Source organism: Alcanivorax sp. S6407 (assembly GCF_023016115.1).
In the GTDB taxonomy this organism is placed as follows: domain Bacteria; phylum Pseudomonadota; class Gammaproteobacteria; order Pseudomonadales; family Alcanivoracaceae; genus Alcanivorax.
In genome coordinates this window covers 42,615-68,629 of sequence record NZ_JALKBH010000010.1, presented here as the reverse complement: position 1 = coordinate 68,629, position 26,015 = coordinate 42,615, and the positions used below count along the sequence as shown (strand labels likewise).

At 58.9% G+C, this 26,015-nt stretch carries 20 protein-coding genes and 2 tRNA genes; 20 read left to right on the top strand and 2 right to left on the bottom strand.

The window, feature by feature from the left end:
• Positions 1-3: 3 nt before the first annotated feature.
• On the bottom strand, positions 4-1,209 hold the full coding sequence (locus tag MWU49_RS16765; protein WP_246974568.1) for an ISL3 family transposase: 1,206 nt from the start codon (positions 1,207-1,209) through the stop codon (positions 4-6).
• Positions 1,210-1,702: 493 nt separating this feature from the next.
• Between MWU49_RS16765 and MWU49_RS16760 the strand changes: the two genes are divergently transcribed.
• The 5 genes from MWU49_RS16760 to greA all read left to right on the top strand — a co-directional run bounded on the left by MWU49_RS16760 (position 1,703) and on the right by greA (position 9,077).
• Complete coding sequence (locus tag MWU49_RS16760) at positions 1,703-2,869, top strand: hypothetical protein (RefSeq protein WP_246974567.1); 1,167 nt, start codon at positions 1,703-1,705, stop codon at positions 2,867-2,869.
• A gap of 101 nt (positions 2,870-2,970) precedes the next feature.
• Positions 2,971-3,798 (top strand): 4-hydroxy-tetrahydrodipicolinate reductase, encoded by an 828-nt coding sequence (dapB, locus tag MWU49_RS16755; protein ID WP_246974565.1) that lies wholly within the window; start codon positions 2,971-2,973, stop codon positions 3,796-3,798.
• 311 nt (positions 3,799-4,109) lie between these two features.
• Complete coding sequence (gene carA / locus MWU49_RS16750; RefSeq protein ID WP_246974562.1) at positions 4,110-5,234, top strand: glutamine-hydrolyzing carbamoyl-phosphate synthase small subunit; 1,125 nt, start codon at positions 4,110-4,112, stop codon at positions 5,232-5,234.
• A gap of 82 nt (positions 5,235-5,316) precedes the next feature.
• A complete protein-coding gene (carB, locus tag MWU49_RS16745; protein ID WP_246974560.1) occupies positions 5,317-8,535 on the top strand; it encodes a carbamoyl-phosphate synthase large subunit in 3,219 nt (1,072 codons plus the stop codon).
• A gap of 65 nt (positions 8,536-8,600) precedes the next feature.
• The gene (greA, locus tag MWU49_RS16740; protein WP_246974558.1) at positions 8,601-9,077 is read left to right on the top strand and encodes a transcription elongation factor GreA; all 477 of its coding nucleotides are present in this window, start codon (positions 8,601-8,603) and stop codon (positions 9,075-9,077) included.
• Positions 9,078-9,198: 121 nt separating this feature from the next.
• Here greA and MWU49_RS16735 read toward each other — a convergent pair whose 3' ends face one another.
• A complete protein-coding gene (locus MWU49_RS16735; protein WP_246974555.1) occupies positions 9,199-9,513 on the bottom strand; it encodes a YhbY family RNA-binding protein in 315 nt (104 codons plus the stop codon).
• A gap of 290 nt (positions 9,514-9,803) precedes the next feature.
• Here MWU49_RS16735 and rlmE point away from each other — a divergent pair, with 290 nt between their 5' ends.
• The 15 genes from rlmE to pnp all read left to right on the top strand — a co-directional run bounded on the left by rlmE (position 9,804) and on the right by pnp (position 25,797).
• Positions 9,804-10,430 carry a 23S rRNA (uridine(2552)-2'-O)-methyltransferase RlmE gene (gene rlmE, locus MWU49_RS16730; RefSeq protein ID WP_246974553.1) on the top strand — a complete coding sequence of 209 codons (627 nt, stop codon included), beginning with the start codon at positions 9,804-9,806 and terminating at the stop codon, positions 10,428-10,430.
• A 134-nt stretch (positions 10,431-10,564) separates the two neighbouring features.
• On the top strand, positions 10,565-12,472 hold the full coding sequence (gene ftsH, locus MWU49_RS16725; protein ID WP_246974551.1) for an ATP-dependent zinc metalloprotease FtsH: 1,908 nt from the start codon (positions 10,565-10,567) through the stop codon (positions 12,470-12,472).
• A gap of 151 nt (positions 12,473-12,623) precedes the next feature.
• Positions 12,624-13,466, top strand: coding sequence for a dihydropteroate synthase (folP, locus tag MWU49_RS16720; protein WP_246974549.1), 843 nt, complete (start codon positions 12,624-12,626; stop codon positions 13,464-13,466).
• Positions 13,466-14,800, top strand: coding sequence for a phosphoglucosamine mutase (glmM, locus tag MWU49_RS16715; RefSeq protein ID WP_246974547.1), 1,335 nt, complete (start codon positions 13,466-13,468; stop codon positions 14,798-14,800). The genes folP and glmM overlap by 1 nt, the downstream gene beginning before the upstream one ends.
• A 128-nt stretch (positions 14,801-14,928) precedes the next feature.
• A complete protein-coding gene (gene tpiA, locus MWU49_RS16710) occupies positions 14,929-15,675 on the top strand; it encodes a triose-phosphate isomerase (RefSeq protein WP_246974545.1) in 747 nt (248 codons plus the stop codon).
• Between the two features lie 28 nt (positions 15,676-15,703).
• Entirely contained in the window at positions 15,704-16,150 is a 447-nt protein-coding gene (gene secG / locus MWU49_RS16705; RefSeq protein WP_246974543.1) for a preprotein translocase subunit SecG, read from the top strand.
• 9 nt (positions 16,151-16,159) lie between these two features.
• Positions 16,160-16,245, top strand: a tRNA-Leu gene (locus tag MWU49_RS16700).
• A gap of 260 nt (positions 16,246-16,505) precedes the next feature.
• Positions 16,506-16,582 (top strand) — tRNA-Met (locus MWU49_RS16695).
• 205 nt (positions 16,583-16,787) lie between these two features.
• Entirely contained in the window at positions 16,788-17,243 is a 456-nt protein-coding gene (rimP, locus tag MWU49_RS16690) for a ribosome maturation factor RimP (RefSeq protein ID WP_246974541.1), read from the top strand.
• Between the two features lie 38 nt (positions 17,244-17,281).
• Positions 17,282-18,784: a transcription termination factor NusA gene (nusA, locus tag MWU49_RS16685; RefSeq protein WP_246974539.1), complete on the top strand. Its 1,503-nt coding sequence runs from the start codon at positions 17,282-17,284 to the stop codon at positions 18,782-18,784.
• 231 nt (positions 18,785-19,015) lie between these two features.
• A complete protein-coding gene (infB, locus tag MWU49_RS16680; RefSeq protein ID WP_246974537.1) occupies positions 19,016-21,703 on the top strand; it encodes a translation initiation factor IF-2 in 2,688 nt (895 codons plus the stop codon).
• A gap of 24 nt (positions 21,704-21,727) precedes the next feature.
• A complete protein-coding gene (gene rbfA / locus MWU49_RS16675) occupies positions 21,728-22,138 on the top strand; it encodes a 30S ribosome-binding factor RbfA (protein WP_246974535.1) in 411 nt (136 codons plus the stop codon).
• Between the two features lie 44 nt (positions 22,139-22,182).
• Positions 22,183-23,100, top strand: a complete 918-nt coding sequence (gene truB / locus MWU49_RS16670) for a tRNA pseudouridine(55) synthase TruB (RefSeq protein WP_246974532.1) — start codon at positions 22,183-22,185, stop codon at positions 23,098-23,100.
• A 94-nt stretch (positions 23,101-23,194) separates the two neighbouring features.
• Complete coding sequence (gene rpsO / locus MWU49_RS16665) at positions 23,195-23,464, top strand: 30S ribosomal protein S15 (protein ID WP_035231943.1); 270 nt, start codon at positions 23,195-23,197, stop codon at positions 23,462-23,464.
• A gap of 239 nt (positions 23,465-23,703) precedes the next feature.
• Positions 23,704-25,797 carry a polyribonucleotide nucleotidyltransferase gene (gene pnp / locus MWU49_RS16660; RefSeq protein WP_246974529.1) on the top strand — a complete coding sequence of 698 codons (2,094 nt, stop codon included), beginning with the start codon at positions 23,704-23,706 and terminating at the stop codon, positions 25,795-25,797.
• The last annotated feature ends 218 nt before the right edge of the window (positions 25,798-26,015 follow it).

The window sequence follows — 26,015 nt, the reverse complement described above, 5'->3', positions numbered from 1 at the left end:
GGTTCATCGCGGATTTCCGGGAAAAGCGGCTTTGATCTTCAGGAAGAAGTAGTCGCTATCCCGGTATCCATAAGCCATTCGCTTGATGACCTTGATCTTGTTGTTTACCCCTTCCAGGACACTGGTGTTCAGTCGGTATGAAGCGCTTGCGATAACGCCTTCGGCATAGGGCTTCAGGAGTCGGGCGAAGCGGATCAAGGGCTCCAGCTTGCTGGCCTGAGCCTGTCGCATCCAGTGTGTAAAGCGCCAACGGGCGGCCCGCTCGCTCTTCGCATACCACAAGCCTTTGAGTTGGTCTTTCATGATGTAGACGAGCATCAGTGGCTTGTTCACTTCCAGCAGAGCCTCCAGCTGCGCCTCCTGGTCTTGCTTGAGATTGCTGCGATTGCGTAGCAGCAGCCAACGAGAGCGCTTTACGGCTTTACGGGCGGGCTTGTCGTGGCGTAGCTGATTAGCTTGATCCACGCGCACCCTGTCGATCACCTCTCGGCCGAACTTGGCCACCACATGGAACAGGTCATACACCACCTTGGCTTGAGGGCAGTGCTCCTTTACCTCTAGGTCCATCGCCGTGTTCATATCCATAGCGACGGCCTGGATCTGCCGGCAATGCTTGCCCATCCATTCGAAGAAGGGCCGTATGGCCTCCCGGGAACGACCTTCGCCTACCCATAGCACCTGGGTTCGCTCGGCATCCATGACGACTGTGGCATAGCGGTGCCCCTTGAACAGGGCAAACTCATCCATGACAAGAAACCGGACCTGATCAAGATCCGGCTCGGGCACGCTCCGGGCCAGACGAGCCTTATCCAGTGCCTTGAGCGTGTGCCAGTGCAGGCCGCTGAGGTGGGCCACATGCTTGATCGGCAAGAGTGTCAGCAGCACCTCGATATGCTGCTGAAAGCGATGGGTAATCCGTGAATGCGGTGCCAGCCAATCAAGCTGTTCGCGAGCGACCGCACAGCGAGGACAGCGAAGTCGCCGAACCGGCACGTCCAGCCAGACCTTGTACTCGAAGAGGTCACGATCACGGACTCGTCGCACGGTGGTGTCGTGGATCTGCTGGCAGGGTTGGCGGCAATGCTGACACCGGGGAGGCCTGTCAGGGTCGGGAATCAGCTCAATCAGGCAGTGCGAATCAGCGAGTTGAGTGCATCGGGCAGGCAAAAAGCCTTCCCAGCAAAAGCCGGGGATCGTAGCATCGAGCATGGCGGCGGTGTCCTTGTCTGGTTGCTTGGTCGCACAAACAACTTAACTCGGATCACTCGCCGCCACCTCATTCGTTCCCGCTAATCCGCGATGAACCTTTTTTATGCCTCGCTTAAGGCGCAAGCCAGCCTGATCTTCCCGTAGGAGCCAGCCTGCTGGCGATCCTTTGTGATTCCTTCTGCGAAAGTGGGCGTTGTGGGAGCTTGCCTGCAAGCGATGCTTTTGCCGTTCCGGTCTTCGTCTGCAGGCAGGTTATTCGCTTCGCTCACCCTTCGGGCTGCAATCCGTGCGTTACTCTGCGACGCTCGGTTCCCACCGCAGGCGGGCCCTCCCCATTGCGGTGGAACCCTGCTCCTGCGGATGGGGCTTTGTGGGGGCGTGTCGTAGCGTAGAGGAGCGGGGTACGACGATAAGCTTAAATTTGCACCATTTCGTTTTCCGGGTCGGGCTGCCCTGCTAATATCGCCTAAAAAAACAACAACAAGAGATCGACATGACGATTCGCAATCTGGCATGGATGCTGGTGTTGGCGGTGTTGCCTGTGTGTTTGCCGTTGCCTCTCGAGGCCGCGCCGCTGGATCAGGCCTATGACCGTGCCAAGGCTACTTTTGCCCAACGTTCACCCCTGCCGCTGGATGAGGCGGTGCTTGATGCCCCCTGGGTGGCGGTGCCGTTTGATCAGGCGCCCTTCACCTATACCTTTGAGGAGATAGCGGCCAACTGGTCCCGGTTTATGCGTGGCCTGCAGTTGCCGTTCCCGTCTCCCGAGTATCTGCAGTCACGTTATCAGCGGTTCCCGGCCCTGTTCCGGGATCTGCGTTATCAGGATGATGACTGGGAGCAGCACAGCCGCAATGTGCTGGAGGTGTGGCAGGCGTTCTTCCGCGGAGATCTGCGACATGCCCGGGATCTGGGAAATCGTTACGGTGGCTACGCGCGGGTGCCGGCCATGGTCTCCCAGATCATCTATGCCACCTACCTGGCGCCGACCCAGACCCAGAAGCAGCAATTGCTGCAGCAGAGCATCAACGATATGGCCTGGTTTGGCGAGAATGCGCCGGTGCTGCCTGGTGATGAGCTGCTGGAAGACGATTACTGCATGGTGAGGCTGGGCTTTGGTTATGCGGTGGCCCGGCTGGCGGAGGATGAATCGGTGCCGGCCATGCTGCAGCGCAATTACGGCCCCATGGTGATCAATGCCGCCACCGAGATGCTCGGGGTGGAGCCGCAGCACCCGCTGGCGCTGTCACTGTATGCGGCGTTCGAGGCCAATGTGCTGCGCCGGGTGGGCAAGGCGGCGGGGCGTCTTACCTTCGAGGCGGACAGCCGCGATGCCACCGAGCTGTTCGAGACGTCGGTGAACAAGGTGCCGGATCTGGCCATTGTCCGTTATGAGTATGCCAACAGCCTTCTTTATACCTTCCGGGATGAGCAGGCCCAACAGGCCATCGCCCAGCTGATGCTGGCGGCGCAGTTGCCGGCGGAGTATTCCATGGAATGGCTGGACCGTGCCTATGCCCGCAAGCGCCTCAAGGAGGTGCAGGCCTGGGTGGATAGCGGCATGAGCTTTGCCCGTTTTGATCGCAAGCGCCGTAAATTTATGAACAGGGCCGATCGTAACCTCTACGCAGTGAATCAGGCGCCCTTTCTGGTAAACTAGCTCGCCTGATGCCGGACGCCAGACGCCGGACGCTTGCTATGCCCTTGTTGGGGTGCAGGCGTTCTGCTTCTGGCGTCTGCCTTTGTGATCAAGGAGACACCATGAAAGTAGGCATTATCGGTGCTGCCGGCCGTATGGGCCGTATTCTTATCGAGGCGACCATCGCCAACCCGGATACCACTCTGGCCGCAGCGGTGGATGTGCCCGGTTCCAGCCTGATCGGTGCCGATGCCGGTGAGCTGGTGGGGCAGGGCACTGCCGGTGTGGTGTTGGCGGACGATCTGGCGGCTGTGGTGAAGGATGCCGATGTCTTCATCGACTTCACCGTGCCGGAAGCCACAGTGAAGAACATTGAGGTCTGTCGTGCGGCGGGCACCAAACTGGTGATCGGTACCACCGGCCTGAATGATGAGCAGATCGCCGGCCTGCGTGCCGCCAGCGAAGATATCGCCATCTGCTACGCCCCCAACTACTCCATTGGTGTGAACCTGTGCTTCAAGCTGCTGGAGACGGCGGCGGCGGTGCTGCGGGACGAGGTGGATATCGAGGTGATCGAGGCCCACCACCGTCACAAGATTGATGCTCCGTCCGGTACCGCCCTGCGCATGGGCGAGGTGGTAGCCCAGACCCTGGGGCGCGACCTCAAGGAAGTGGCGGTCTATGGCCGCGAAGGTCGCACCGGTGAGCGTGACCGCAAGACCATCGGTTTCGAGACTATCCGTGCCGGCGATATCGTCGGTGACCATACCGTGCTGTTCGCCGCCGATGGTGAACGGGTAGAAATTACCCACAAGGCCTCCAGCCGTATGGCCTTTGGCCGTGGCGCGGTGCGTGCGGCAGCCTGGCTGGGTGGTCAGGACAAGGGCCTGTTCGACATGCAGGACGTGCTCGGCTTGGCCGGCGACGCCGCTGGCTGGGGCAAGGGCTGAGGATAAATCGACCGTGGGAGCTTGCCTGCAGGCGATTATCGCTTGCAGGCAAGCTCCCACGGCGGGTTTGCCGGGCGTGTTGCGTGCAGCTCGTCGTGTGCTGGCCGCTTTAAGGGTGACATTTGTTTCCTGAGGCCCTAGAATAGCGCGCAGCCCGTGATGGGCGTGTGGGGCGCACGAATGAAGAATTCTACGAAAAAGCGAGGTGGAGCAATCCATCTCGCTTTTTTGCGAGCAGCCGGCGGGTTTTTCCCGGCCGGCCAGTGCCCCACCGCATATCTCCCTAATTTCTTGCCAGCCTGGAGGTTGCGTTGACGGTTCCCGCCATTCTCGCTCTCGAAGACGGAAGCATCTTTCGAGGTGTTGCTATCGGTGCCACGGGTCAGACCGTGGGTGAAGTCGTTTTCAATACGGCTATGACCGGCTACCAGGAGATCCTCACGGATCCCTCCTACGCCAAACAGATTGTGACCCTGACCTACCCGCATATCGGTAATACCGGTATCACTGCGGAGGACGAGGAGTCCACCCAGATCTGGGCCTCTGGCCTGGTGATCCGCGATCTGGCCATGACGGTCAGCAACTGGCGCAGTGAAAAGTCCCTGCCGGACTACCTGCGCGAGAACAACATCGTGGCTATCGCCGAGATCGATACCCGTCGCCTGACCCGCATCCTGCGTGACAAGGGTGCCCAGAACGGCTGCATTATTGCCGGTGACAACCTGGACGAAGCGGCTGCGCTGGAAGCGGCCAAGGGCTTCCCGGGCCTGAAGGGCATGGATCTGGCGAAAGAAGTGACCGTCAGCGAAGCCTATACCTGGACCGAGTCCACCTGGGATCTGGAAGAAGGCCACACCGAGCAGAAAGAAGCCCGCTTCAATGTGGTGGCCTACGACTACGGTGTGAAGCGCAACATCCTGCGTATGCTGGCCGAGCGTGGCTGCAAGCTCACCGTGGTCCCGGCACAGACACCGGCTTCCGAAGTGCTGGCCATGAATCCGGACGGCATCTTCCTGTCCAACGGCCCTGGTGACCCGGAGCCCTGTGACTACGCCATCGAGGCGATCAAGGAAATCGTGGCCACCGGCAAGCCGGTCTTCGGCATCTGCCTGGGGCACCAGCTGCTGGCCCTGGCCAGTGGCGCCCAGACCATGAAAATGGGCACTGGCCACCACGGTGCCAACCACCCGGTGAAGACCCTGGAAGACGGCACGGTGATGATCACCAGCCAGAACCACGGTTTCGCGGTGGATATGGACAAACTGCCGGACAACCTGAAGGTGACCCACGTGTCCCTGTTCGACGGCACCCTGCAGGGCATCCATCGTACCGATGTGCCGGCGTTCAGCTTCCAGGGCCACCCGGAAGCCAGCCCCGGTCCGCACGATTGTGCGCCACTGTTCGATCATTTCATCGAACTGATGGAAGCCCGCTAAAGCTGAAAAGCAGCAGTGCCAGAACCCGACCCGGCCCATGCCGGGTCCAAAGCAGCCATTAACGCCCGACGGTTAGTGAACTATGCCGAAAAGAACTGACATTAAAAGCATTCTCATCATTGGTGCTGGCCCGATCGTGATCGGCCAGGCCTGTGAGTTTGACTACTCCGGTGCCCAGGCCTGTAAGGCCCTGCGGGAAGAGGGTTACCGGGTGATCCTGGTGAACTCCAACCCGGCTACCATCATGACCGACCCGGCCATGGCGGATGCCACCTATATCGAGCCGATCACCTGGCAGACGGTTGCCAAGATCATCGAGAAGGAGCGCCCGGACGCACTGCTGCCCACCATGGGTGGCCAGACCGCGCTGAACTGTGCGCTGGATCTGGATCACAACGGTGTGCTGAAAGAATTCGGCGTGGAAATGATTGGCGCCACCGAAGATGCCATCGACAAGGCGGAAGACCGCTCCCGTTTCGACAAGGCCATGAAGGCCATCGGTCTGGAATGTCCCCGTTCTGCCATTGCCCACAACATGGAAGAAGCCAACGCGGCACTGGAAGAGCTGGGTTTCCCCTGCATCATCCGTCCCAGCTTCACCATGGGCGGTTCCGGCGGCGGTGTGGCGTATAACCGTGAAGAGTTTGAAGAAATCTGTCAGCGCGGTCTGGATCTGTCTCCGACCAACGAGCTGCTGATCGACGAATCCCTGCTCGGCTGGAAAGAGTACGAGATGGAGGTGGTTCGTGACAAAAACGACAACTGCATCATCGTCTGCTCCATCGAGAACTTCGATCCCATGGGTGTGCACACCGGTGACTCCATCACCGTGGCGCCGGCCCAGACCCTCACCGATAAAGAATTCCAGATCATGCGTGACGCCTCCCTGGCGGTACTGCGTGAGATCGGTGTAGAGACCGGCGGTTCCAACGTGCAGTTCGGGGTGAACCCGGACAACGGCCGTATGGTGGTGATCGAAATGAACCCGCGGGTGAGCCGTTCCTCCGCGCTGGCGTCCAAGGCAACCGGTTTCCCGATTGCCAAAGTGGCGGCCAAGCTGGCGGTGGGCTACACCCTGGATGAGCTGCAGAACGAGATCACCGGTGGCAAGACCCCGGCCTCCTTCGAGCCGTCCATCGATTACGTGGTCACCAAGATCCCGCGCTTCAACTTCGAGAAGTTTGCCGAAGCCGATGCGGTGCTGACCACCCAGATGAAGTCCGTGGGTGAAGTGATGGCCATCGGCCGTAACTTCCAGGAGTCCGTACAGAAAGCCCTGCGTGGTCTGGAAACCGATTCCATCGGCTTCGATCCGAAAGTGGATCCGGCTGCCCCGGATGCCCGTGAGCAGGTGGCCCAGTTGCTGGCGACCCCGGGCCCGGAACGTATCTGGGTAGTGGGCGATGCCTTCCGTGTCGGCATGACTGTGGATGATGTGTTCAACATCACCAAGATCGATCGCTGGTACCTGGTACAGATCGAAGACCTGATCCGCGCCGAGCAGAACGTGGTCGAAACCACCTTTAGCGGCCTGGATCGTGACAGCCTCTACGCCCTCAAGCGCAAGGGTTTCTCCGATGCCCGCCTGGCCCAGCTGCTGGGTGTGAAGGAAGCGGATGTGCGTGGCAAGCGTGAAGAGCTGAATGTACTGCCGATCTACAAGCGCGTGGATACCTGTGCGGCGGAATTCTCCACCGACACCGCGTACATGTACTCCAGCTACGACGAAGAGTGTGAAGCCAACCCGTCTGACCGTGAAAAGATCATGGTCATCGGTGGCGGCCCGAACCGCATTGGTCAGGGTATCGAATTCGATTACTGCTGTGTGCACGCGGCTTTCGCCATGCGCGAAGACGGTTACGAGACCATCATGGTCAACTGTAACCCGGAGACCGTGTCCACCGACTACGACACCTCCGATCGCCTGTTCTTCGAGCCGATTACCCTCGAAGACGTGCTCGCTATCGTGGCGAAAGAAAAGCCCAAGGGCGTGATTGTGCAGTACGGCGGTCAGACTCCGCTGAAACTGGCCCGTGCCCTGCAGGCCGCTGGCGTACCGATCATCGGTACCCCGCCGGATGCCATCGACGAAGCGGAAGACCGTGAGCGTTTCCAGCAGATGGTCAACAAGCTTGGCCTGAAGCAGCCGCCCAACCGTACCGCCCGCTCCCTGGAAGATGGTGTGCGTCTGGCAGAAGAAATCGGTTACCCGCTGGTGGTGCGTCCTTCCTATGTACTGGGTGGTCGCGCCATGGAAATCGTGTACAACGAAGCCGAGCTGCGTAACTACATGATGAACGCGGTATCCGTGTCCAATGATTCCCCGGTACTGCTGGACCGCTTCCTGGATGACGCCATCGAAGTGGACGTGGATGCTATCTGTGACGGCACCGACGTGGTGATCGGCGGTATCATGCAGCACATCGAGCAAGCCGGTGTTCACTCCGGTGACTCTGCCTGCTCCCTGCCGCCGTATTCCCTGGATGAAGATGTGCAGAACGTGATGCGTCAGCAGTCCCGCGACATGGCGCTGGAGCTGGGCGTGATCGGCCTGATGAACGTGCAGTTCGCGGTAAAAGATGGCGACGTGTACGTGCTGGAAGTGAATCCGCGTGCCTCCCGGACCGTGCCTTACGTGTCCAAGTGCATCGGTACCTCCCTGGCCAAGGTAGCGGCGCGCTGCATGGCGGGCACCAGCCTCAAGGAACAGGGTTTCACTGAAGAGGTTGCACCGAAGCACTTCTTTGTGAAGGAAGCGGTGTTCCCGTTCGCCAAGTTCCCGAAAGTGGATCCGATCCTCGGCCCGGAAATGAAATCCACCGGTGAGGTGATGGGCGTCGGTGCTACCTTTGCAGAGGCGTTCGGCAAAGCGTCCCTGGGTGCGGGTGAGCGACTGCCTGAAAAAGGCACTGCGTTCATCTCCGTTCGCGAAGTGGACAAGCCGGCCGCAGTGAGCGTGGCACGCATGCTGATCGAGCGTGGTTTCGACCTGGTGGCTACTCGCGGTACCGCCAAGGTGATTGCGGAAGCCGGCCTTGCTGTGAAAGAAGTGAACAAGGTACTGGAAGGGCGTCCGCATATTGTGGATATGATCAAGAACGACCAGATCGCCCTGATTGTGAACACCACCGAGGGCAAGCAGGCGATTCGCGATTCCTTCGCCATCCGTCGCTCTGCCCTGCAGCACAAGGTGTTCTACACCACCACCATTACTGCAGCCCACGCCGTGTGTCAGGCGCTGGGTATCAGCGGCGAGATTGAAGTGCGCCGCCTGCAGGATCTGCACGCAGAAATGCAGTAAATCGTCGTCAGGAGTGCTCGGAGCCGAGTGCTCCGGGCGATTTCCTTTTAGACGCGAGGATAACTATGCAACGTGTACCGATGACCGCAAAGGGTGCCAAGGCCCTGCGCGAGGAACTGGAAAAACTGAAAAAAGAAGATCGTCCGCGCATTTCCGCTGCCATCGCTGAAGCCCGTGAGCATGGCGACCTGAAGGAAAATGCGGAATACCATGCTGCCCGTGAGCAGCAGGGTTTCTGCGAAGGTCGTATCAATGATATCGAGAGCAAACTGTCCAATGCGCAGATCATCGATATCACCGAGATCGAGAACACCGGCAAGGTGATCTTCGGCACCACCGTGACCATCATTGATGTGGATACTGACGAAGAAAAGCAGTACCAGATCGTGGGTGACGATGAAGCCAACATCAAGCTGGGCAAGCTGAGCGTCAACTCACCCATCGCCCGTGGCCTGATCGGCCGTGAAGAGGGTGATGTGGTACAGATCGACACTCCCGGGGGCACCCGCGAGTATGAGGTCGACAAGGTAGAGCATCTTTAAGGCCGCAGCACGCAACACGCTGCACGCAAAAAAGGCGACGTTTAACGTCGCCTTTTTTATGGTTTGGCATGTTGCGTGAAGCGTGATGCCTGTTGCAGCTTTATGCGTCAGGCATCCAGCCTCATGCCTCCTGGTAACGCAGCAGGTTGGACAGCTTCGGGTTCGGCTTTTGCGCGGCGCGGTAGAGCAGGGCGATGTTGCCGATGCGCTGGATCAGCTCGGCACCGCTGTTTTCGCACAGCCCGGCCACGATCGCGGCGCGATCATCACGGCTTTCGGCGTTAACCTTTACCTTGATCAGTTCATGATCTTCCAGGCGGGCATTCAGCTCCTCGATAAAGGTGTCGGTCAGTCCCTTGTCGCCCAAGATGAGAATGGCTTTCAGGTGGTGGCCGATGCGGCGCAGACGTTTGATGTCCTGGGAAGATAACGGCACGGTAACAGGCTCCGAATGGGGGTGGTGCGCTATTCTACAGCAACCGGGCTGAGGGTATAGGGGCGTTGCGAGGTACGAGTAACGAGTTTCGAGTTGCGAAAGGCAAAATCGAAACCCCGGACTTGGGGTTTGCCGGGATTGGTTTCGTCGCTCGAAACTCGTACCTCGCAACTCCTTGTTCGTTGGGCGGAAATCGGCGAAGGCCGATCTCCGCCGTGATGATGACATTGGATACACCGGCGGAGATTGGCATACGCCAATTTCCGCCCTACAAGGGCGAGAGAATAGTCATGGCGAAATCCAGCCGTTCCAAGACCAGCAAGGCCTGGCTCAAGGAGCACTTCAGCGACCAGTGGGTGGCCAAGGCCCAGGAGCAGGGGTATCGCTCGCGTGCCAGTTTCAAGCTGCTGGAAATGCACGAGAAGGACAAGCTGTTCCGGCCTGGCATGACGGTGCTGGATCTGGGGGCGGCCCCGGGGGGCTGGAGCCAGGTGGCCGGTCAGCTGATCGGTGGCAAGGGCGTGGTGATCGCCAGCGACATCCTGGCCATGGATGCGCTACCGGACGTGACCTTCATTCAGGGGGACTTCCGGGAAGATGACGTTTATGAGCAAATTCTTGCGTCGGTAGGGGATCGCAAGATGGACCTTGTAATGTCGGATATGGCCCCCAATATGAGTGGTAACAGTGGTGTGGATCAGCCGCGGGCCATGTATCTGGCGGAATTGGCGCTGGAAATGGCTGAGCGGGTGCTGGAACCCAATGGCCAGTTTCTGGTCAAGGTATTCCAGGGCGAGGGGTTTGAGGAGTACCGGAAAGCCCTCCAGTCACGTTTCCGCAAGGTGGTGACACGCAAGCCGGCTGCCAGCCGGGCACGCTCCACGGAAGTGTATCAACTGGCCAGCGGTCTGAAATGACTGTGAAGAGGCTGTAAAACCCGCGTTTTGCTGTCCGAACCGGCATTACGCAGCCATGAATAAATGGTGTAAGGTGTAGGTTCGCGAATGTGGCGCCTGGCGCCCGGAACAGATCGAGGTTCCCCTTGAACGACATGACCAAGAATATCGTGCTGTGGCTGGTGATTGCCGGCGTCCTGTATGTGGTGGCGTCCAGCATCAGTAACCAGCCCAGTAACACGGACATTCCCTATTCCACTTTTATATCCAAGGTGGAATCTGGTGGTGTGCAGACGGTGGCAATTGGTGAGAGCAGCATTACCGGTACCTACCGGGATGGTGGCCAGTTCAAGACAATCAAGCCGCCGACGCTGGATACCAACCTGATGCCGACCCTGATCCAGAACCAGGTGGAAGTAAAAGGCCTGGCTCCGGAGCGGGAAAGCTTCCTGATGCGCCTGTTCCTGTCTGTTCTGCCGATTCTGCTGATCCTGGCCATCTTCATCTTCTTCATGCGTCAGATGCAGGGTGGCGGCAAGGGCGGCGGTGGTCCGATGACCTTCGGCAAGTCCAAGGCCAAGCTGCTCGGAGAAGACCAGATCAAGACCACCTTTGCCGATGTGGCCGGGGTGGAAGAAGCCAAGGAAGAAGTGCAGGAACTGGTGGAGTTTCTGCGTGATCCGGCCAAGTTCCAGCGCCTGGGCGGCAAGATCCCCCGCGGTGTGCTGATGGTGGGCTCTCCGGGTACCGGTAAGACCCTGCTGGCCAAGGCCATTGCCGGTGAGGCCAAGGTGCCGTTCTTCAGCATTTCCGGCTCTGACTTTGTGGAAATGTTCGTAGGTGTGGGTGCCAGCCGTGTGCGCGACATGTTCGAGCAGGCCAAGAAGCATTCTCCGTGCATTATCTTTATCGACGAAATTGACGCCGTGGGCCGTTCCCGTGGCGCTGGTCTGGGTGGTGGTCACGATGAGCGTGAGCAGACACTGAACCAGCTGCTGGTAGAAATGGATGGTTTTGACGGCAACGAAGGCATCATCGTCATTGCGGCGACCAACCGTCCCGACGTTCTGGATCCCGCACTGCTGCGTCCTGGCCGTTTTGACCGTCAGGTGACCGTGCCGCTGCCGGACATTCGTGGCCGTGAGCAGGTGCTCAAGGTGCACATGCGTCAGGTGCCGATTGCCGATGACGTGGATGCCAGCCTGATTGCCCGTGGTACTCCCGGTTTCTCCGGTGCGGATCTGGCCAACCTGGTCAACGAAGCCGCGCTGTTCGCTGCCCGCGCCAACAAGCGCATGGTGGGCATGGAAGAGTTCGAGAAGGCCAAGGACAAGATCTTGATGGGCGCCGAGCGTCGCTCCATGGTCATGAACGAGAAAGAAAAGCTGAACACCGCTTATCACGAGGCGGGTCACGCTATCGTAGGTCGTCTGGTGCCTGAGCACGATCCGGTCTACAAGGTCAGCATCATTCCCCGCGGCCGCGCCCTGGGTGTGACCATGTACCTGCCGGAAGAGGACAAGTACTCGCAGTCCAAGCGTGGTCTGGAGTCTTCTATCTGTTCCCTGTTCGGTGGTCGTATCGCTGAAGAAATGACCCTGGGCTTTGACGGTGTCACCACCGGTGCCTCCAACGATATCGAACGTGCCACCAAGCTGGCGCGCGCCATGGTCACCAAGTGGGGCCTGAGCGAAAAACTGGGTCCGCTGGCCTACGAGGAAGACGAAGGTGAGGTGTTCCTTGGCAAGCAGATGTCCCAGCGCAAGCATGTGTCCGAGCAGACGGCGGAAGAGATCGACCGGGAAGTGCGTGCCATCATCGATGACTGCTATGGCCGTGCCAAAACCATCCTGGAAGATAACCGTGACAAGCTGGATCTGATGGCCGATGCGCTGATGCAGTACGAAACCATCGATGCCGAGCAGATCGACGACATCATGGGTGGTCACAAGCCGCGTCCGCCCAAGGACTGGCGTGATCAGGGGCCGGGCAATGGCGCTGCTGCCACTGGCGACAAGAAGCCGGGCGATGACGCCATCGGTGGCCCTGCCAACACCCATTAAGATAGATCGCATAACGCCTGGCCCGGATTTCCGGGTCAGGCGTTTTTGCAGCTGATTGCCACAGGCAGTCGAACAAGAATATCCCGGCCCGTTGCGTTTCCCTGCGGCGTAGCCGGAACAGGAACGAGCAAGCACCCTGGATACTCCCTCAATGACCCGGTTACGTTGTGGCTCGCGGACGCTGGATCTGTCTGCACCAGTTGTCATGGGCATTCTCAATGTCACCCCGGATTCCTTTTCCGATGGCGGCCGCTTCAACGAGCGGGATGCGGCCCTGCGCCAGGCTGAGCAGATGCTGGCGGATGGTGCTGCGATCATTGATGTGGGAGGCGAATCCACCCGTCCCGGTGCGGCGCCGGTCAGTGAGCAGGAGGAACTGGACCGGGTGGTGCCGATTGTCGAGGCGCTGCATCAGCATCTGGATGCCCTGGTATCTTTGGATACCAGTACCGCGGCGGTGATTCGTGACGGTGCAGCGGCCGGTGCCGGTCTGATCAATGACGTGCGTGCTTTGCGTCGGCCTGGCGCGCTGCAAGCGGCTGCTGCCAGCGGGCTGCCCGCCTGCCTGATGCATATGCAGGGCGAACCGGGCAATATGCAGGACAATCCACAGTATGACGATGTCACTGCGGAAGTGATGGCCTTTCTGCAGGAGCGCATCGCCGCTTGTGAAGCTGCCGGGATAACCCGTGACAGATTGCTGGTGGACCCAGGTTTCGGCTTCGCCAAATCAGCGAACCATAATCTGCTGTTGATGCGTGAAATGGCTCAGCTGCAGCAGCTGAATTTGCCGATTCTGATCGGTGTCTCCCGCAAGTCCCTGTTTGGCAAGGTGCTGGGACGGGGAGTGAATGAGCGGCTGCCGGGAAGCCTGGCGGCTGCGGTAATGTGTGTTGAGCGTGGCGCCCTGATCGTCCGCGCACACGATGTACAGGAAACCGTGGACGCGGTGCGTTTTGCCCATGCCGTTCGCGAAGCGCACAAGGAGTCATGATGGCGCGTAAATATTTTGGTACCGACGGTGTTCGCGGTACGGTGGGCCAGTTCCCGATTACTCCCGATTTCGTGCTCAAGCTCGGCTGGGCGGCGGGCAAGGTGCTGGCCGCCCATGGTGGTAGCCGCATTCTGATCGGCAAGGACACCCGCATTTCCGGGTATATGTTCGAGTCTGCCCTGGAAGCCGGGATTTCCGCCGCCGGGGTGGATGTGCGTCTGCTGGGCCCCTTGCCGACCCCGGGGATTGCCTACCTGACCCGTACCCTGTCGGCCCAGGCCGGGATCGTGATTTCCGCTTCCCATAACGCTTATACCGATAACGGTATCAAGTTCTTCGGTGCCGATGGTCGCAAGCTTAACGATGAAATCGAGCTGGAGATTGAGAAGCTGCTGGACGAAGAAATGTCGGTGGTAGCGACAGATCAGATCGGCAAGGTGCGTCGTATTGATGATGCCCGTGGCCGCTATATCGAATTCTGCAAAAGCACTGCGCCAGGCCTGGATCTGAGCGGCATGAAGATCGTGGTGGATACCGCCAATGGTGCGGCCTACCACATTGCCCCGGATGTGCTGGAAGAGCTGGGGGCCGAGGTGATTGCCATTGCCAACCAGCCTGACGGTTTCAACATCAACCGCGATTGCGGCTCCACGCATCCCGAGCAGCTCCAGCAGCGCGTCATTGATGAAAAGGCCGATCTCGGTATCGCCCTGGACGGTGATGCGGATCGCCTGATCATGGTGGATCACAATGGCAAGCTGATCGATGGTGATCAGTTGTTGTATGTGGTGGCACGGGACCGCAAGGAAAGCGGAGAAGAGGTAGGCGGCGTGGTCGGTACGCTGATGTCCAATTTCGGTCTCGAGCTGGCCCTGCAGGAGTTGGGTGTGGAGTTTGTCCGCGCCAAGGTCGGTGATCGCTATGTGATGGAGCAGCTGGACAAGCGTGGCTGGCTGATTGGTGGCGAGTCCTCCGGCCATCTGGTGTGCCTGGATCGCACCTCCACCGGTGACGGCACCGTGTCTGCGCTGCAGGTGCTGGCGGCACTGGCTCGCCGCAAGCAATCCCTGGCGGATGCGGTGAAGGATGTGGCGCTGTTGCCGCAGACCATGATCAATGTGCGTGGCGCCAACCGCGATGGCTTTGAGGCGCTGCCCGAAGTGCAGGCGGCCATGGCCGAGGCAGAGACAAAACTTGCCGGCAACGGCCGCATCCTGCTGCGTCCTTCCGGTACCGAGCCGCTGGTGCGGGTGATGATCGAGGGCAAGGACCCGCAACAGGTAGAATCGCTGTGTCGCGAGTTGGCCGACGTGGTGGAAAAGGCCATTGCATGACACGCCTGCTGCCCGACGCCTGACGCTTGACGCAGATGAGCGTCGGGAGCGTCACGCAGGCTGGTAGAATGCTGGCCAGATGAGGGGGCTGCAACGAGGCCGCCGAGAGAAGAATCCAAGGAATACACATGACGACAAGACAGCCCCTTGTGGCCGGTAACTGGAAAATGAATGGCAGCCAGGCGCTGCTGGGTGAGATTGCCGCTGCTCTGGTGAGCTACCAGGGTGCAGCCGAAGCGGTGGTGTGTCCGCCGTTTCCTTATCTGGCTGCTGCACGGGCGGCGCTGCCCGCTGGCGTGAAGGTTGGGGGGCAGAATCTCAGTGATCAGGCGGATGGTGCGTTCACCGGAGAGGTGGCGGGCGCCATGCTGGCCGAGGTCGGCTGTCAGTATGTGATTATTGGCCATTCCGAGCGTCGCGCCATTTACGGTGAAGGTGATGCGCTGGTGGCAGCCAAGTTTGCTCAGGCTCAGGCCGCAGGGCTGGTGCCGATCCTCTGCGTGGGGGAGACCCTGGAAGAGCGAGAGGCGGGTAACACGGAATCGGTTGTCTGTGGCCAGCTGCTGGCGGTAGTGGATGCCGTGGGTATCGACGCATTTGCTTCGGCTGTGGTGGCTTATGAGCCGGTCTGGGCGATCGGTACTGGCAAGACCGCTTCCCCGGAGCAGGCCCAGGAAGTGCACGCTACCCTGCGTCAGACCCTGGCCGAAAAGAGTCCGGAAATTGCCAGTTCGACACGCTTGCTTTACGGCGGCAGTGTAAAGGCGGATAATGCCGCCCTTCTGTTTTCCCAGTCAGACATCGATGGGGGTCTGATTGGTGGGGCGTCACTGACCGCCGACAGTTTTATTGCTATCTGCCAGGCAGCGCAGTAGCCCGTTTTCATGAACAAATAGAGTAACTATGGATATCGTCGTTCACGTAGTGCACATTCTGACCGCGCTTGGCCTGATCGGTCTGGTGCTGATTCAGCACGGCAAGGGTGCCGATGCTGGCGCCTCTTTTGGTGGTGGCGCCTCCCAGAGCGTATTCGGCAGTGCCGGTTCCGCCAATTTTCTGACCCGGGCCACGGCGATACTGGCGGTACTGTTTTTTGTGACCAGCCTGATCCTGGCGTGGATGGCCCGTCAGGAAGCCAATGGCGCAACCAACTATCTGCCTGAGCTGGAAACCATTGAAGAGCAGGCTGATGTGCCGGTGCCGGCAGATCAGGCTGAGGTTCCTGCGGTGCAGTCCGAGGTGCCTGTGGCAGCCGAGGCAACAAATTCTGAAAAAGAAGTTTCAGAAGTGCCGCAAGCTGATGTAGAATCCGCGTCCCCGGTTGAGGTGCCTCAACCGGAGCAGCAGTAAGCGTTCTTTGCCGAAGTGGTGGAATTGGTAGACACGCTATCTTGAGGGGGTAGTGAGCTTCGCTCGTGCCGGTTCAAGTCCGGCCTTCGGCACCAATTTGGACAAGATGATCCGCGGCAATTGCGATCCGGCTCATCTGGTTGAAAAAGCATCAGGTTAAGCGGCTTTTCCTGATGCTAAGGCTTCGAAAAATAAAACCTTTTTTCGAAACTGCCTTGACAGCGCAAGGGTCCATAAGTAGTATTTGCGCTCTCGGATTTGAGGTGATTGCAGAGATCAGACGCTGCACTCACTGATTCAGGCAAGACCTGAATCGCAGCCCGGTGCGAAGGGCTTTAAAGGGCACAAGGTTTATTGCGGGGTGGAGCAGTCTGGTAGCTCGTCGGGCTCATAACCCGAAGGTCGTAGGTTCAAATCCTGCCCCCGCTACCACTTAGAGGAGTTGGCTCCGGTCGACTCAAAGCGGACAAAAAGCCCCTCTAGCAGGGGCTTTTTGTTATCCGCGTCAGTGGAATGGGCGGTGGATGTGCGGTCGATTGCATGTTTTCCTTGCGGTCGCCTGTAATGTCTCCAGGCCCATTTTTTGTTTGTGCCTGAAACGATGAAGTCATGGTTTCAGGCGTAATGTCGGAATGGTATGTCGAAACGCGTAGAGCAATTAACGGAGCTGCTGGCTCCGGTTGTGGAAGATCTGGGCTTCGTGCTTTGGGGATTGGAATATATCCAGGGGCGCGGGGCTGTTTTGCGTGTGTTTATCGACCATGCTGATGGCATTACTGTAGATAACTGTGCGGCGGTGAGTCACGAGATCAGCGGCGTGCTGGATGTGGAAGATCCGATTCCGGGTGAGTACAACCTGGAAGTCTCCTCTCCGGGGATGGATCGTCCCATGTTCCAAATTGCGCAATATGTCGATTACATCGGTGAAGATGTGCAGCTCAAGCTGCTGGCACCGGTGGCCGGCAAGCGCAAGATGACGGCGGCCATTGTGGCCGTTGACGGCGAAACGCTGGTGGTGGAGCTGGATGGCGAAACCCTGCGTATTCCTTACAGTCAGGTAGATCGTGCCCGGTTGCAGCCCCGCTTCGACTGAGCACGCCCTGGAAACTTTGTCTTTGTAAAGGCCTGGCCATGAACAAAGAGATCCTGCTGGTAGCGGAAACGGTATCAAACGAAAAAGGTGTCAGCCGCGATGTAATCTTCGAGGCCATCGAGCTGGCCCTGGCTGCTGCTACGAAAAAGCGTTTTAAGGAAGAAGACGTGGAAATCCGCGTGGACATCGACCGTGTATCCGGCGATTCCCGTACCTTCCGTGTCTGGCATGTGGTGCCTGATGAAGAGCTCTACGAGTTCGGCAAGCAGCTGACTCTGGACGAAGCTCACGAGCAGGATACTTCGCTGCAGATCGGCGACACCTGGGAAGAGGAAATTGAATCCGAAGCCTTTGGTCGTATCGCTGCGCAGACTGCCAAGCAGGTTATCGTGCAGAAGGTGCGCGAAGCCGAGCGCCGTCAGATCATCGAAGAATATCGCGATCGCATCGGCGATCTGGTCAGCGGTACGGTCAAGAAGGCCAACCGTGACTCCATCGTGCTGGATCTGGGTGGCAATGCCGAAGCCCTGATTACCCGCGAGCACATGATTCCTCGCGAAGCAGTGCGTCAGAACGATCGCATTCGTGCCTACCTGATGGGCGTGAACGAAGAAAACCGTGGTCCGCAGCTGTTCGCCAGCCGCGCTTGCCCGGAAATGCTGATCGAGCTGTTCAAGATTGAAGTGCCGGAAATCGGCGAAGAGCTGATCGAGATCAAGGGTGCGGCCCGTGATCCGGGTTCCCGCGCCAAGATCGCGGTGAAGACCAACGACCAGCGCATTGATCCGGTGGGTGCCTGTGTGGGTATGCGCGGCGCGCGTGTCCAGGCGGTATCCAACGAACTGGCCGGCGAGCGTATCGACATCGTGCTGTGGGATGACAATCCTGCCCAGCTGGTGATCAATGCCATGCAGCCGGCTGAGGTGGCTTCCATCGTAATGGATGAAGAAAGCCATTCCATGGACATCGCTGTAGAAGATGAGTCTGCGCTGGCACAGGCCATTGGCCGTAGTGGTCAGAACATTCGTCTTGCTTCCGAGCTGACCGGCTGGGAACTGAATGTGATGACGCTCGACGATGCCGAGAACAAGCAGCAGGAAGAAGCCGCCCAGGCCCTGGAAACGTTCATGAACGAACTGGACGTGGACGAGGATGTGGCTGGCGTTCTGGTTGAGGAAGGCTTTTCCACGCTGGAAGAAGTCGCCTACGTACCGGAAGAGGAAATGCTGGCCATCGAAGGGTTTGACGAAGACATCGTTGAAGCCCTGCGTCAGCGCGCCAAGGATGTATTGCTGACCAAGGCGCTGGTTTCCGAAGAGAAGTTTGAAAACGCAGAGCCTGCGGAAGACCTTCTGACAATGGAAGGCATGGATCGTGACCTGGCTGTGGAGCTGGCTTCCCGTGGCATCGCCACCATGGAAGACCTGGCCGAGCAGGCAGTGGACGATCTGCTGGAAATCGAAGGTATGGACGAAGAGCGTGCGGCCCAGTTGATCATGACTGCGCGCGCCCCCTGGTTCGAAAACGAAGACGGCGAATAACAGCCTTTTTACCGGCTGGCCCGCCTTCGCAGGCACCCATGAAGTACTGCAGTTTCTCTGCAGGCCAGGGGAAGGGCAGTTTTGCCCTTTTCCGGTATTTTGGCGAAAGCCGAAATGCACACAGACAGTTTGACTGGCTGACACGGCCGGTCAAAGTGGCCAACCGCACAGGCGGTGGCCCAGGCTATAACCCTAGCCTGCAAGAGACGCGGACAGGAGAGTGTTGCTGACATGGCAGAAACGACCGTAAAGAAACTGGCCGAAACAGTAGGTATGCCCGTTGAGAAGCTGCTTTCACAGATGAAAGAAGCGGGATTGCCTCATGGCGACGCCAGCGAAGAGGTCTCCGGTGAGCAGAAACAGCAGTTGCTGGCTCACCTGCGCAAGTCTCATGGTGCCAAGACTGACGACGCCAAGAAAATCACCCTCAAGCGCAAGTCCACCAGCACCATCAAGACTACCGGTGCGGCGGGCAAGGCCAAGACGGTAAACGTGGAAGTGCGCAAGAAGCGCACCTATGTGAAGCGTGAAGTGCTTGAGGCCGAAGAGCGCGAAGAAGCGGAACGCAAGGCAGCCGAAGAGGCAGCGCTGAAAGCTGAGCAGGAAAAACGCGAAGCGGAAGAAGCGGTCAAGCGTCAGGCGGAAGAAGAAGCCGCTCGCAAGAAAGAGGAAGAGGCCAAGGCCGCTGCCGAGGCAGACCGCAAGGTAGCCGAAGAGAAGGCAGCGGAAGAGAAGGCCAAGCGCGTGGCTGTGCCGAAGACTGCCACCGCCAAGAAGCCGGCCAAAGAAGAAACGCCGGAAGAAAAGGCGCAGCGCGAAGCAGAAGAAAAGAAGCAGCGTGAGGCAGAAGAAGCCAAGCGCAAGCAGGAATCTGAAGCGCGCAAGAAGGCCGAAGAAGAAGCTGCCCGTCGTACCGCTGAAGAGGCTGCCCGCATTGCGGCGGAGCTGGAAAAGCGTGGCGACCAGCCTGAAAAGAAAGAAGAGGAAGTGGACGATGGTTCCTCCATCGTGGTGGCGGCCCAGGAGGCCAGCTATCAGCGTGAGGAGCGTCAATCCCGTCGTCGTCGTCGCAAGCCGAAAGCGGCTGGCGTTGCTCATGGCCAGATGAAGAGCTCCATGAACAAGGCGCACGGCTTTAAAGCTCCGACCGAGAAGAAAGTGATGGAAGTTGAGGTGCCGGAAAGCATCACCGTGGGTGATCTGGCACAGCGCCTGAACATCAAATCCAAAGAGCTGATCAAGTCACTCATGAAGATGGGTGAAATGGCGACCGTGAATCAGTTGATCGATCAGGAAACCGCCATCCTGCTGGTGGAAGAAATGGGCCATAAGGCCGTTGCCGGCAAGGGTGAGGAAGAGGTTCTGGAAGATCACCTGGCGACCATGGTTAACCGTGACGGTGCCGAGCTGTCGGATCGCGCTCCGGTGGTGACCATCATGGGTCACGTTGACCACGGTAAGACCTCCCTGCTCGATTACATCCGCAAGGCCAAGGTGGCTGCCGGTGAAGCGGGTGGTATTACCCAGCACATTGGTGCTTACCACGTAGAGCACGAGAAAGGCATGATCACCTTCCTCGATACCCCTGGTCACGCCGCGTTTACCGCCATGCGTGCCCGTGGTGCCAAGGCTACTGATATCGTGGTGATTGTGGTCGCTGCTGACGACGGCATGATGCCGCAGACCGAAGAGGCGATTAACCACGCCAAGGCTTCCGGTGTGCCGATCATCATCGCAGTCAACAAGATTGATAAAGAGGCGGCGGACCCGGATCGGGTGCGTACCGAGCTGGCAGCCAAGGAAGTGATTCCGGAAGAGTGGGGCGGTGACTATCAGTTCATCAACGTCTCTGCGCATTCCGGTCAGGGTGTCGACGAACTGCTCGACTCCATCCTGGTACAGGCTGAGCTGCTGGAGCTGAAAGCTCCGGATCATGGCCCGGCTACCGGTGTGGTGATCGAATCCCGCATCGAGAAAGGTCGCGGTACCGTTGCTTCCATCCTGGTTCAGGGTGGTGAGCTGAACATCGGTGACATGCTGCTGGCGGGTGCCCACTTCGGCCGCGTTCGTGCCATGGTTGACGAGAACGGTCAGCCGATCAAATCCGCTGGCCCGTCCATTCCGGTAGAAGTGCTGGGTCTGGATGGTGCGCCGGAAGCCGGTGAGCAGGTTCAGGTGGTATCCGACGAGCGTAAGGCCCGTGAAGTGGCCGAGTTCCGTCAGGATCGCGATCGTGATGTGAAGCTCAAGCGTCAGCAGGCCTCCAAGCTGGAAAACCTGTTTGCCAACATGGGCAGCGCCGAAGCCAGCACCGTAAATATCGTATTGAAGACCGACGTACGTGGTTCCCTGGAAGCACTGACCGGTGCCCTGAACGATCTGGGTACTGAGGAAGTGAAGGTGAACCTGGTGTCTGTGGGCGTGGGTGCGATCAACGAGTCTGACGTGAATCTGGCCATGACCAGTGAAGCGGTACTGCTGGGCTTCAATGTTCGTGCCGATACCAAGGCCAAGAAACTGTGTGAGCAGGAAGGTATCGACCTGCGCTACTACAGCGTGATCTATGAGCTGATCGACGATGTGAAGCAGGCCATGAGTGGTTTGCTGGCACCGGAGAAGCGCGAAGAGATCCTCGGTACCGCCCAGGTGCGCGACGTGTTCCGTTCTTCCAAGTTCGGTGCCGTGGCCGGCTGTATGGTTATCGAAGGTACCCTGTACCGCAATCGCCCGATCCGCGTTCTGCGCGACGATGTGGTGGTCTTCGAGGGTGAACTGGAATCCCTGCGTCGCTTCAAGGACGACGTGGCGGAAGTTCGCAACGGCATGGAATGTGGTATCGCCGTGAAGAGCTACAACGACGTGAAAGAAGGCGACAAGATCGAAGTCTTCGAAGTGAAGGAGGTGGCGCGCTCCCTGTAAGGGGCGTGCCCGGCCGGATTACCCATGAGTCGTCATCGTCGCCCGCAGGGCTTTAACCGCACGGACCGGATTGCTGACCAGATCCAGCGTGAGCTGTCCCGTCTGCTGCAGTTCGAGATGAAAGACCCGCGGGTCAATCTGGCTACCATTCAGGACGTGACCGTGTCCCGCGATCTGTCCTATGCAGAAGTCTATTTCACCCTGCTCGGCAAGGGCGAGGAAGAAGGCGTTGAGGCAGAAGCGGTACTGGAGAAAGCCAGTGGTTTCCTGCGCAGCAGCCTGGCCCAGAGCCTCAATACCCGCACTACCCCCAAATTGCGTTTCCACTACGACACCACTCCGGAGCATGCCGCGGAAATCTCTCGTCTGATTGACGATGCCCGCGCCGAAGACCGGGAGCTGGGTCTGGACAGCGACGAACCCGAGCAGGACTAATCGGGCAGGCTTAACGGCGGCCCGTATTAACGGAGAGTATCCAGGTGGCAAAGCGTCGTCCCCGTGGCCGTGATCTCAACGGCATTCTGTTGTTGGATAAAGTCGGTGGTGTCAGCAGTAATGGCGCCCTGCAGATGGCCAAGAAAATGTTTGCGGCGGCCAAGGCCGGCCACACCGGTAGCCTGGATCCGCTGGCCACCGGCATGCTGCCGATCTGTTTTGGTGAAGCCACCAAGTTCAGTCAGTTCCTGCTGGAATCCGACAAGAGCTATCGGGTAACGGCGAAGCTGGGGGTTACCACCGAAACCGGTGATGCGGATGGCGACGTGGTGAAGACCACTGAGGTGACCGCCTCGGCAGCCGAGATCGAAGATGCCCTGATGTCCTTCGTGGGGGATATCGAGCAGATCCCGAGCATGTATTCAGCCATCAAGCATGAAGGTGTGCCGCTCTACAAGCTGGCTCGAGAAGGCAAGACCGTGGAGCGCAAGCCCCGCGCCGTGACTATCTACGACATCCGTATCCTGCGTATCGAAGGCGATGAGCTGGAATTCGAGGTGGACTGCTCCAAGGGCACCTATGTGCGTTCGCTGGTGGAAGACACCGGTGAAAAGCTGGGTTGCGGTGGTCATGTGACCGTGTTGCGCCGTCTGTCGGCTGGCCCTTATCCGGCTGAAAAGATGCTGACCCTGGAACAGCTGGGCAATATCAAGGCGGAAGGCGGTTTCGAGGCAATCGACGAACTGCTCTTGCCTTTATCTACCAGCGTGGCAGACTGGCCGCGCGTTGAACTGGGTGACAATGCTGCCTACTACATTCAGCAGGGTCAGCCAGTGATGGCCTCGGACCGTCCCGCGGACGGCTGGGTCAGTGTTTATGAGGCCTCCAGCGGCAAGTTTCTTGGCGTTGGCGAGGTCCTGGAAGACGGGCGAATCGCGCCACGTCGACTGGTTTCAAACTGAGCTGCCTGCCGGCAGCCCGGATTGGAAGTAACGACGGCAGCTATAAATATGCATGGCTGGCCGTGACACTCATTGAGCATATTGGAGCAATATCATGGCGTTGAGCGCTGAAGTTAAAGCTGAGATCCTGAAAGAGCACGGCCAGAAAGAAGGCGATACCGGTTCCCCGGAAGTGCAGGTTGCCCTGCTGACCGCCAACATCAATGGTCTGCAAGGTCACTTCAAGGACCACAAGAAGGATCACCACAGCCGTCGCGGCCTGATCCGCATGGTAAACCAGCGTCGTAAGCTGCTGGACTACCTGGCCAAGAAAGACCGCACCCGTTACCTGCAGCTGATCGAAAAGCTGGGTCTGCGTCGCTAAGCGATTGTGGATGGGTAGCAACAGCAGAAGCTCGGCCTTGCCGGGCTTTTGTTGTTTCTGGGGGCATGCAATCCCTCTGTGCCGTAGGAGCTTGCCTGCAAGCGATGTCTTTTTGGCGGAGATCGGCTCACGCCGATTTCCGCCCTACGGGCTGGCGGGTTATGATGCGCGAGCATTGAAGAGTGTTGTCAGAGGCATGGGCCTCGAGATTGTCGTGAAGAAGAGAGAAGAGACGAGATATGTTTAATAAAATCACCAAAGAGATTCAGTACGGCCGTGACACGGTCATCCTGGAAACCGGGCAGATTGCCCGCCAGGCGACTGCCGCTGTCATGGTTCGCATCGGTGCCACCGAAGTGCTGGTTACCGTGGTAGGCAAGAAAGAAGCCGATCCGAGCAAGAACTTTTTCCCGCTGACCGTGAACTACCAGGAAAAGACCTACGCCGCCGGCCGTATCCCGGGTGGCTTCCTGAAGCGTGAAGGTCGTCCCAGCGAGAAAGAAACCCTGACCTGCCGCCTGATCGACCGTCCGATCCGTCCGCTGTTCCCCAACGGCTTCATGAATGAAGTGCAGGTAGTGGCCACTGTGATGTCCGTCGACAAGGAAAACGATCCGGATATCGCTGCCATGATCGGTACTTCCGCGGCCCTGTCCATTTCCGGCATCCCGTTCAATGGCCCCATCGGCGCCGCCCGTGTTGGTTTCAAGGACGGCATGTACATCCTCAACCCGAGCTACGCCGAGCTGGCCGAGTCCGCACTGGACCTGGTGGTTGCCGGTACCGAGCCTGCGGTATTGATGGTGGAATCCGAAGCCAAGGAACTGTCTGAAGACCAGATGCTGGGCGCGGTACTGTTCGGCCACATGGAAATGCAGCCGGTGATCCAGGGTATCAAGGAATTCGCTGCCGAAGTGGGTACCGAGACCTGGAACTGGACTGCCCCGGCCGTGAACACCGAGCTGAAAGACGCCATCAAGGCCAAGTTCGAAGCGGGTCTGGCCGAGGCCTACACCATCACCGAAAAGATGGCCCGTTACGCCAAGGTCGGCGAGCTGCGTGATGCCTGTGTTGCCGAATTTGCTACTGGTGCAGAAGGCGCGCCGGAAGCGGGTGAAGTGAAAGACCTGTTCGGCAAGATCGAGAAGAACGTGGTACGTGAAGCGGTAGTATCCGGCAAGCCGCGTATCGACGGTCGTGCCCTGGACGCAGTGCGTGCCATCGACTGTCAGGTTGGCGCACTGGCCAAGACCCACGGTTCTGCCCTGTTCACCCGTGGTGAGACCCAGGCCATCGTTGCCGCTACCCTGGGCGGCATGCGCGATGCCCAGTTCATCGATGCGCTGGAAGGATCCCGTCAGGATCACTTCATGCTGCACTACAACTTCCCTCCTTACTGCGTAGGCGAGACCGGCATGATCGGCTCTCCCAAGCGTCGTGAGATCGGTCACGGTCGTCTGGCCCGCCGTGGTGTTCAGGCCGTACTGCCCACCGTGCAGGACTTCCCCTACACCATCCGTGTGGTATCCGAGATCACCGAGTCCAACGGTTCCTCCTCCATGGCGTCCGTGTGTGGTACTTCCATGGCGCTGATGGACGCTGGTGTTCCCCTGACTGCTCCGGTGGCAGGTATCGCCATGGGTCTGGTGAAGGAAGAAGACGGTCGTTTCGCGGTACTGTCCGACATCCTCGGTGACGAAGATCACCTGGGCGACATGGACTTTAAAGTGGCCGGTACCCAGCGTGGCGTGACTGCCCTGCAGATGGACATCAAGATCGAAGGCATCACCGAAGAGATCATGGAGAAGGCCCTCGAGCAGGCCAACGCCGGTCGTCTTCACATCCTCGGCGAAATGTCCAAGGCCATCAGTGCATCCCGTGCCCAGGTGTCCGAGAACGCTCCGACCCTGCTGACCCTGAAGATCAACCCGGACAAGATCCGTGACGTGATCGGCAAGGGCGGCGCCACCATCCGTGCGCTGACCGAAGAAACCGGCTGTACCATCGACATCGAAGACGATGGCAGCGTGAAGATCTACGGTGATACCCGCGAAGCAGCTGATGAAGCTGTGCGCCGTGTGGAAGAGATCACCGCAGAAGCGGAAGTCGGTGTGATCTACGAAGGCAAGGTGACCCGTGTGGTCGACTTCGGTGCCTTTGTTGCCATCATGCCGGGCACTGAAGGTCTGCTGCACATCTCCCAGATCGCTGAAGAGCGTGTGGAGAAAGTGTCTGACTACGTGAACGAAGGCGACATCATCAAGGTGAAAGTCCTCGACGTAGACCAGCGTGGCCGCATCAAGCTGTCCATGAAGGAAGCCAAGGAAGACTGATCATCAGTCCTCTGAAGCACAAGAAAGGCCGGCATTCGCCGGCCTTTTTTGTGGGCCGCTCTGCGGCTGCAACACGCTTGTGGGAGTTTGCCTGCAAGCGATCCGGGCGACAGCGAGGAAAGGAAGCGAGTTACGAGTTTCGAGTTGCGAAATTCAAAGGATAACCGGTTCCCTCAGTGGGGTTTGCTCTTCGCAACTCGTCACTGAGACTTGCTTCT

Coding starts and splice junctions, on each gene's coding strand:
- MWU49_RS16765 (WP_246974568.1), bottom strand. CDS start 1,209: ATGCTCGATGCTACGATCCCCGGCTTTTGCTGGGAAGGCTTTTTGCCT.
- MWU49_RS16760 (WP_246974567.1), top strand. CDS start 1,703: ATGACGATTCGCAATCTGGCATGGATGCTGGTGTTGGCGGTGTTGCCT.
- dapB (WP_246974565.1), top strand. CDS start 2,971: ATGAAAGTAGGCATTATCGGTGCTGCCGGCCGTATGGGCCGTATTCTT.
- carB (WP_246974560.1), top strand. CDS start 5,317: ATGCCGAAAAGAACTGACATTAAAAGCATTCTCATCATTGGTGCTGGC.
- greA (WP_246974558.1), top strand. CDS start 8,601: ATGCAACGTGTACCGATGACCGCAAAGGGTGCCAAGGCCCTGCGCGAG.
- rlmE (WP_246974553.1), top strand. CDS start 9,804: ATGGCGAAATCCAGCCGTTCCAAGACCAGCAAGGCCTGGCTCAAGGAG.
- ftsH (WP_246974551.1), top strand. CDS start 10,565: ATGACCAAGAATATCGTGCTGTGGCTGGTGATTGCCGGCGTCCTGTAT.
- folP (WP_246974549.1), top strand. CDS start 12,624: ATGACCCGGTTACGTTGTGGCTCGCGGACGCTGGATCTGTCTGCACCA.
- glmM (WP_246974547.1), top strand. CDS start 13,466: ATGGCGCGTAAATATTTTGGTACCGACGGTGTTCGCGGTACGGTGGGC.
- tpiA (WP_246974545.1), top strand. CDS start 14,929: ATGACGACAAGACAGCCCCTTGTGGCCGGTAACTGGAAAATGAATGGC.
- secG (WP_246974543.1), top strand. CDS start 15,704: ATGGATATCGTCGTTCACGTAGTGCACATTCTGACCGCGCTTGGCCTG.
- rimP (WP_246974541.1), top strand. CDS start 16,788: ATGTCGAAACGCGTAGAGCAATTAACGGAGCTGCTGGCTCCGGTTGTG.
- nusA (WP_246974539.1), top strand. CDS start 17,282: ATGAACAAAGAGATCCTGCTGGTAGCGGAAACGGTATCAAACGAAAAA.
- infB (WP_246974537.1), top strand. CDS start 19,016: ATGGCAGAAACGACCGTAAAGAAACTGGCCGAAACAGTAGGTATGCCC.
- rbfA (WP_246974535.1), top strand. CDS start 21,728: ATGAGTCGTCATCGTCGCCCGCAGGGCTTTAACCGCACGGACCGGATT.
- rpsO (WP_035231943.1), top strand. CDS start 23,195: ATGGCGTTGAGCGCTGAAGTTAAAGCTGAGATCCTGAAAGAGCACGGC.
- pnp (WP_246974529.1), top strand. CDS start 23,704: ATGTTTAATAAAATCACCAAAGAGATTCAGTACGGCCGTGACACGGTC.